Source organism: Klebsiella sp. S69, from assembly GCF_016516145.1.
GTDB lineage: Bacteria > Pseudomonadota > Gammaproteobacteria > Enterobacterales > Enterobacteriaceae > Klebsiella > Klebsiella oxytoca.
Genome location: NZ_JACVUU010000077.1, coordinates 1 through 785, shown reverse-complemented (window position 1 = coordinate 785; position 785 = coordinate 1). Strand labels below are relative to the sequence as shown.

General features: G+C 52.7%; 1 pseudogene. It reads right to left on the bottom strand.

Features of this window, described 5'->3' with window-relative positions:
* Positions 1–116 precede the first annotated feature (116 nt).
* A pseudogene (locus IAE27_RS29290) lies at positions 117–785 on the bottom strand (MFS transporter); the annotation flags it as partial.

The window sequence follows — 785 nt, the reverse complement described above, 5'->3', positions numbered from 1 at the left end:
AACCACTTCATTCCGTCGCAGAAATGGTTTCAATTTCCTATACGTCAAGCTGCCTCATCGCAAACTTTGCAACAGTGCCGAAAATATTTACTCTGAAACTTTGCAAAAGTGCCGCTCTAGGTGCGCGTCTGCTTTCGGCTAGGAATTTGCACGATGTCTAAACGGACAGCTAACAGCAGGCCGAATGAAATAAGGCAAGCCAGTCCTGACAGCAGCATCGCCAGATGGAAGCCACCTTCCATTGCCTGGGCGAATAGGCCGGTCAATTCACTGGGGAACACATGATGCGTGATGGCCTGGCGTGTAACCACTGAAAAATCGGCGATTCCGTGTTCGCTAGCCGCGGCAGCAAATATGTAGGATGCCCGTTCGCTCATCAGCGTGCCAAGCAGCGCAATGCCTATAGCCATCCCTGCCTGCCGTAACGCATTCATCGTGGCGGAAGCTGCTCCTGAGAGTTCGGCTGGTGCCATGCCCATCACAGCAATACTCGTGGCGGGCACTGCTAGCCCCGCACCGCCCCCCAGCAGGGCGAACAGCGATCCGACTATCCAATACGGAGTCTTTGACGTGCAGGCGATTAATAGAAGAAGCGCCAACCCTACTAAACCGTAACTCGCTGTTATCAGCCATCGTAGTGATACCATCCGGTTCAACCTGCCGAACAATGTAGAGATGCAGAGAGTGGTGACGAATTGCGGCATCATGCGCCACCCTGCTTCTACAGGCGACCAGTTCTGAATCTCCTGTAGGAAAATAGAGAAAAAGAACAGACTGCTGTAGTA